Consider the following 6597-nt stretch of genomic DNA (forward strand, 5'->3'; position numbering starts at 1 on the left):
GGCCAGCTGTCGCTCAAGATGGCGCCGCAGGACCTGGCGGAACTGGTGCGCGAGGCGCTGGCCAGCCATGCCAGCCGCATCGCCGAACATGGCGTGGCGCTCGATTTGCAGGTGCCGCAGGCGCCACGCGCGGCGCTGGTGAATGCCGACCCCGACCGCCTGCGGCAGGTGCTTTTCAACCTGGTCGAAAACGCGCTGCGCCACGCGGGCGACGGCGGCTGGCTGGGCGTGGCGGTCGGAGGCGACGGCTGCCGGCGTGGCGCTGCGCGTGAGCGATGCCGGGGCCGGGCTGCCGCCCGAGATGCTGTCGCGGCCGTTTCGCCGCTTTCCGCACGCGCCCGGGCACGGGGGCGAGGGCTCGGGCCTGGGGCTGTCGATCGTCCATGCCCTGGTGGTCCGCCAGGGCGGCACGGTCGAGGTGGAAAACCGGCCGGAAGGGGGCTCGCGCTTCACTGTGCGGTTTCCCGCGGTGGCGCCCCCAGCGCTGGACTGAAGGGTTGCTGCGCTGCGTCCGGCAGGCCCGGCGGTGCGGGAATCTGTCCTACGGGCTCCGCTGCCAAAGGCCCACAGGGGGGCTGAGGGGCCATTTCTAGGATCGGGACTTGTCGCGAGAACGGGGGCATGCCACCCGATCCTGCGGCTTCCCACCGACCGATCCTGACTGACCCATGAACGCTTTTCTCAAGACCTTTTCCGCTGCCGCCTGCACCGCCTTGCTGCTCACTGCCTGTGGCGGCGGCAACGATGACGATCCCACCCCGAGCGATCAGCCCGGCGTGCTCACGGTGAGCAATGCCACGGTCTCCGGCCTGAACGGCGTGTACGGCGACGGCACCATCAACCTGACCGACGTGGAAAAGAAGAACCCGGTGGGTTCGTCGCCCGAAGTCTGCACCTTCCGTTTCGACGGCGCTAAAAAGGTCGGCTCCAGCGACCAGGCCTCCGGCGACGTGCGCTACCAGCCCAATGCCGGCAACCTGTACATCGCCTTCCTCACGTTCTCGCAGCGCGAGTTTAGCGCCACCGACTGGATCGACACCACCGTGTCGCGCGATTCCAACCAGGTGCGCCTCCTGAGCAAGACGCTCACGGCCACCGACGGCTCGGGTGACCGCATCACCGTCTCGGGCATCGTTCCCATGCGCGGCAACCGTCCCTCCGGCTGCTGATCAGAACACCAACCTGCAACCCCCTCGCCCCATTGATTTGGGGTTTACCCTGTCCATCCTTCCGGGTGGGCAGGGTTTTTTCATGGGCCGGCGCGATGGGACAATGGCGCCCATGACCGCTGCCCACTCCCCCGACACCCTCACGATCACCCGCCCGGACGACTGGCACCTGCACGTGCGCGACGGCGAAGCGCTGCTCACCGTCGTGCCGCACACGGCCGCCCAGTTCGGGCGCGCCGTCATCATGCCCAACCTGCGCCCGCCCGTGACCACGGCGGCCCTGGCCACGGCGTACCAGGAGCGCATCCAGGCGGCCGTGCCGCCTGGCGTCGCCTTCGAGCCGCTGATGACGCTGTACCTCACCGACAACCTGGCGCCCGAGGAGATCGTGCGCGCTAAAGCGGCGGGCGTGGTCGCCCTCAAGCTCTATCCCGCCGGCGCCACCACCAACAGCGATGCCGGCGTGACCGATCTGCGCAAGACCTACCGCACCCTGGAGGCCATGCAGAAGGCCGGCCTGCTGCTGCTCGTGCACGGCGAGGTGACCAGCAGCGACATCGACCTGTTCGACCGCGAGGCCGTGTTCATCGAGCAGCAGCTCATTCCGCTGCGCCGCGACTTCCCGGAACTGAAGATCGTCTTCGAGCACATCACCACCCGGGATGCGGCGCAGTACGTGCAGCAGGCCGACCGTTTCACCGCGGCCACCATCACGGCGCACCACCTGCTCTACAACCGCAACGCGATCTTCACCGGCGGCATCCGCCCCCATTACTACTGCCTGCCCGTGCTCAAGCGTGAAACGCACCGGGTGGCGCTGGTGGAGGCGGCCACCAGTGGCAGCGACAAATTCTTCCTGGGCACCGACAGCGCGCCGCACCCGGCCCACCTCAAGGAGCATGCGAGCGGCTGCGCCGGCTGCTACACCGCCCATGCAGCGATCGAGATGTATGCCGAGGCATTCGATCATGCCGGTGCGCTGCACCAGCTCGAAGGCTTCGCCAGCTTCCACGGCCCCGCGTTCTACGGCCTGCCGCGCAACCAGGGCACGATCACCCTGCGCCGCGAATCTTGGACGCCGCCGGGCAGCTTCGCGTTCGGCGAGGCCGAGCTCAAGCCGCTGCGCTCGGGCGAGGCGCTGCCGTGGCGGGTCGTGGGGTGAACGCCACCACGCACCCAGCGTGCCTGCCCGCCTTGGCGGCCGTGTTCCGACAGTCCCTGCGAGGCCACCCATGACCGCTTTCTTCATCGACGCCGACAACCTGTGTGCGCCCGCCTGGGTGGAGGAGGCCTTTCGCACCCTGGAGCAGCACGAGGGCAGCGTGTCCCTGCGCCGCGCTTACGGCAGTGCCGACAAGCTCAAGGGGCTCGGGGAGGTGCTGCGCACCCGCATGATCCGGCCCTACATGAACCTGTCGCTGACCAAGAACACGACGGACGTGGCCCTGGCGGTCGATGTGATGGAGCTGTCCTATGCGCCGTCGCATCCGTCCACCATCGCGATCGGTTCGGGCGATGCCGACTTCGTGCCGCTGGTGCTGCGGCTGCGCGAGCGCGGGTTCCGGATGGTGTGCCTTTCCGACCGCGGCAAGATGGCGCCCGAGGCTGTCAATGCCTACGATCAGGTCTTCCTGGTCGGGCAGGAGGCCGATGCGGTGACCGAGGCCCCCGCCGCGGTGCAGGATGCCGCACCACCGGCCCCGCGAAGCCCCGCGGCCAAGAAAACGCCCGCGCGCAAAACCACCCCCCGCAAGGCCGCTGCGCCCAAGCCGGCGGTGCAGGCCGCACCGTCCAGGAAGGCGCCGGCGAAGAAAGCCGCCGCCAGGAAGGTGGCTTCCACCACGGCGGCCAAGGCGGCGGATGACGCTGGGGCGGATGGCCGGCGGGCGCGGTCGGCCTCTGGTGCGGGCGAGGCCGTGAGCGTCCGCCACATCCTGGACCATGCCCCTGCCCTGAAGGCCGGGCAGTGGCAGCCGCTGGGCGACATCGTGAAACTGCTGCACGACGCCAAGCTGCTGGGCAAGAACACGGCATCGACCAAGCTGTTCAAGAAATTCCCCGACCAGTTCGAGCTGAAGCCCCAGACGCAGCCCAACGCGGTCCGCTACCTCCCTGAGGCGCGCTGAATCCGTGGGCCCTGGCGCGCTCGGCGCGGTACCGCCCTGGCTGCAGCCGTTCCAACACCTGGGCCCCGCGGTCCGGGCGGCGTGGCAGTCCGGCACGCCCCTGCCGGACGCCCTGAACCGGATGCCGGGCGCCGCCGTGCGCTTCGTGGCGCACTCGGCGCTGCCGGCGGGCCAGGCCTACGAGGCGTTCATCTTCGACACCGGCACCGTCCCCACCCGCGACAACCTGCACGATTTCTTCAATGGCCTGGTCTGGCTGCGGTACCCGCAGGCCAAGCGCCGGCTGAATGCCCTGCAGGCCGAGGCCATCGCCCAGACCGGGGTGGGCGCGGTGCGCGGGCCGCTGCGCGATGCGATCACACTGTTCGATGAAAACGGCGCCGTGCTGTTCGCCCCCGCGCCGCTGTGGCAGGCGCTGGCGGCGCGCGACTGGCGGCGGTTGTTCGTCGATCTGCGGCCGCTGTGGCGGCAGGCGCAGCTGGTGCTGGTCGGCCATGCCTTGCTGGAAAAACTCGAGGCGCCAAGAAAACCGATCACGGCGCATGTGTATCAAGCGCAGGGTGCTATGGATTCGGTAGCGGATGTGGATGCCTGGCTGGCCGGCGCGCTCGATGCGGCGCACCTGGCCACCAAGCCTTTTCTGCCGCTGCCGGTGCTCGGAGTGCCCGGCTGGTGGCCCGAGAACGAGAACTTTTGCTTCTATGATGACTCCCTCGTATTCCGCAGCGCGCGCCCCGCATAACAAACCACACCAGGGCCATCGCAACGCTGCGAACACGGCTTGAACGCCTGCGCACCATCCCCATTTTCCGGTTTGTGACAGCGCGTTCCTGCCGCTGGTCACACCCCCGTATCCCTCCGTGGAGAACCCTTCGATGAAACGAATCGCGCTTTTCTTGTTGACCAACGTCGCCGTCGTGGTGGTGCTGGGCATCGTCGCCAGCCTGCTGGGCGTCAACCGCTTCCTGACCGCCAATGGCCTGAACCTGGGGGCACTGCTGGGCTTTGCCTTCATCATGGGCTTCGGCGGCGCCATCATCTCGCTGCTGATCAGCAAGCCCGTCGCCAAGTGGAGCGCGGGCGTGCAAATCATCGACGGCACCGGGTCGGCCGATGAGGCCTGGATCGTCGAGACCGTGCGCAAGTTCGCCGACAAGGCCGGCATCGGCATGCCCGAGGTCGGCATCTTCCCCGGCGACCCCAACGCGTTCGCCACCGGCGCGTTCAAGAACAATGCGCTCGTGGCGGTGTCCACCGGGCTGCTGCAGGGCATGACGCGCGAGGAGGTCGAGGCGGTGATCGGCCACGAGGTGGCCCACATCGCCAATGGCGACATGGTGACCATGACGCTGATCCAGGGCGTGATGAACACCTTCGTGGTGTTCCTGTCCCGCGTGATCGGCTATGCGGTGGACAGCTTCCTGCGCAAGAACGACGAGAACAGCTCCGGCCCCGGCATCGGCTACTACGCCACAACCATCGTGCTCGACATCCTGCTGGGCTTCCTGGCGTCGATGATCGTGGCCTGGTTCAGCCGCCAGCGCGAATTCCGTGCCGACGCTGGCGCGGCGCAGCTGATGGGCCGCAAGCAGCCCATGATCAACGCGCTGGCCCGCCTGGGCGGCGCCCACCCGGCCGAACTGCCCAAGAACATGGCTGCCCTGGGCATCGCCGGCGGCATCGGCAAGCTGTTCAGCACCCACCCGCCGATCGAAGAGCGCATTGCCGCGCTGCAGACGAACGCCTGAGGGGTCATGTGAATGGGGCGGGCGGCCTTGCACGCCGCCTGCCCCGCGAAAGAGCGGCCGGAGCGATCCGGCCGCTCTTTTTTTGCGCTTGTATCAAGTTGTCAGAACCGGTGCCGATACTTACCATGGACCCCACCCCATGCGCCTGGCGCACCGCCGGCCGCTCTTTTCGCCTGCGGCCCTTCTCACCGGTATCTGACATGACCCTGCACAACGCCCGCCTTTCCCTGCGCCTTGCCCTGGCTTTCGGGGTCATCTGCCTGGTCATGTCCCTCGCCGCTGCCGTGGGCATCTGGCGGCTCATGGAACTGCAGGACATCGCCGATGGCCTGGGCGGACCGGCGGCGGAGCGGGCCTTGCTGGCACGCGAACTGCACGCGATCGTGGTGCTGAGTTCCTCGCGCGCCGAAACCCTGCTGGAAATCGACAACCCCGCCTATGCCGCGCGCATCGATGCCGACCGCAAGGCCACTTCCGCCCGATCGACCGAGGTGCGCAAGCGGCTCGAAGAGCTGGCGACGGACAGCGAATCCAAGCGCATCTTCGAGGCCATCGACACCGCGGGCAACGCTTTCCGGGGGGCGCGCGACGATCTGGTCAAGCGGCGCAAGGCCGGCGAAACCCTGCCGCCGGATGCGGTGGGCAAACTGCTGCGCCCCGCGGCCGACCGCTATGCCGCGGCGGTGAACGACATGGCCGATTACCAGCGCAAGCAGGTGGAGGAAGACCGGGCCGCCGCCGCCGCCAGCGAACGCCAGGGCATCGCGCTGCTGGTGGGCGGCTCGGTGCTGGGGCTGCTGCTGGCGCTGGTGTGCGCCGTGGTGCTGTCGCGTTCCATCCTGCGGCCGCTGTCGCATGCGTCCACGGTGGCGGACCGCATCGCCGAAGGCGACCTGACCTCCACCGTGCCGGCCATCGGCGCCGGCAACCGTGACGAGGTGCGGGCCATGCTGGCACGCCTGGACGGCATGCAGGCGCGCCTGACCGGCCTGGTGATCGGCATGCGGCAGGCCAGCACGTCGGTGGCCGGCGCCAGCGCCGAGATCGCGGCCGGCAACTCGGACCTGTCGGCGCGCACCGAGCAGACGGCCTCCAACCTGGAGGAAATCGCAGCCAGCATGGAAGAGTTGCTGTCCACCGTGCGCCACAGCGCGGATGCGGCCCAGCAGGCCACCCACCTGGCGGTGTCGGCCAGCGACGTGGCACGGCGCGGGCGCGACGCGGTGGAGCGCGTGGTGGGCACCATGGACGGCATCGCCCAGTCCTCGCGCCGCATCGCCGACATCACCAGCGTGATCGACGGCATCGCCTTCCAGACCAACATCCTGGCGCTGAGCGCTGCGGTGGAAGCCGCCCGCGCCGGCGAACAGGGCCGCGGCTTTGCCGTGGTGGCGAGCGAGGTGCGCAGCCTGGCCGGTCGCTCGGCCGAAGCGGCCAAGGAAATCAAGGCGCTCATCGGCAACTCGGTCGAGAAGGTGGAAGCGGGCTCGCGCTGGTGCAGGACGCGGGCACGACCATGGAAGAGATCGTGAGCAGCGTGCAGCGCGTGAGCGA

General features: G+C 68.9%; 8 protein-coding genes. 7 read left to right on the plus strand and 1 reads right to left on the minus strand.

The annotated features are described in order from the left end of the window. Positions 1 to 204 (minus strand): hypothetical protein (locus AC27IO_RS18515; protein WP_498740094.1); only part of this gene is annotated, 204 nt, incomplete at its 3' end. Between the two features lie 52 nt (positions 205 to 256). Between AC27IO_RS18515 and AC27IO_RS18520 the strand changes: the two genes are divergently transcribed. From AC27IO_RS18520 to AC27IO_RS18550, 7 genes are all read left to right on the plus strand, one after another. Continuing rightward, positions 257 to 493 carry an ATP-binding protein gene (locus tag AC27IO_RS18520; protein WP_498740095.1) on the plus strand — a complete coding sequence of 79 codons (237 nt, stop codon included), beginning with the start codon at positions 257 to 259 and terminating at the stop codon, positions 491 to 493. A 175-nt stretch (positions 494 to 668) separates the two neighbouring features. Continuing rightward, positions 669 to 1169, plus strand: coding sequence for a hypothetical protein (locus AC27IO_RS18525; RefSeq protein ID WP_498740097.1), 501 nt, complete (start codon positions 669 to 671; stop codon positions 1167 to 1169). Between the two features lie 112 nt (positions 1170 to 1281). After that, positions 1282 to 2331: a dihydroorotase gene (gene pyrC, locus AC27IO_RS18530; protein WP_284429652.1), complete on the plus strand. Its 1050-nt coding sequence runs from the start codon at positions 1282 to 1284 to the stop codon at positions 2329 to 2331. Between the two features lie 70 nt (positions 2332 to 2401). After that, positions 2402 to 3295 (plus strand): NYN domain-containing protein, encoded by an 894-nt coding sequence (locus AC27IO_RS18535; protein ID WP_284429653.1) that lies wholly within the window; start codon positions 2402 to 2404, stop codon positions 3293 to 3295. A gap of 4 nt (positions 3296 to 3299) precedes the next feature. Continuing rightward, positions 3300 to 4037 (plus strand): DUF3025 domain-containing protein, encoded by a 738-nt coding sequence (locus AC27IO_RS18540; RefSeq protein ID WP_498740100.1) that lies wholly within the window; start codon positions 3300 to 3302, stop codon positions 4035 to 4037. Between the two features lie 133 nt (positions 4038 to 4170). Further along, positions 4171 to 5043, plus strand: coding sequence for a protease HtpX (gene htpX / locus AC27IO_RS18545; RefSeq protein WP_272565273.1), 873 nt, complete (start codon positions 4171 to 4173; stop codon positions 5041 to 5043). A 200-nt stretch (positions 5044 to 5243) separates the two neighbouring features. Next, positions 5244 to 6575: a methyl-accepting chemotaxis protein gene (locus AC27IO_RS18550; RefSeq protein WP_498740102.1), complete on the plus strand. Its 1332-nt coding sequence runs from the start codon at positions 5244 to 5246 to the stop codon at positions 6573 to 6575. The last annotated feature ends 22 nt before the right edge of the window (positions 6576 to 6597 follow it).

The sequence above is a fragment of the Acidovorax sp. KNOB132 genome, from assembly GCF_057541515.1.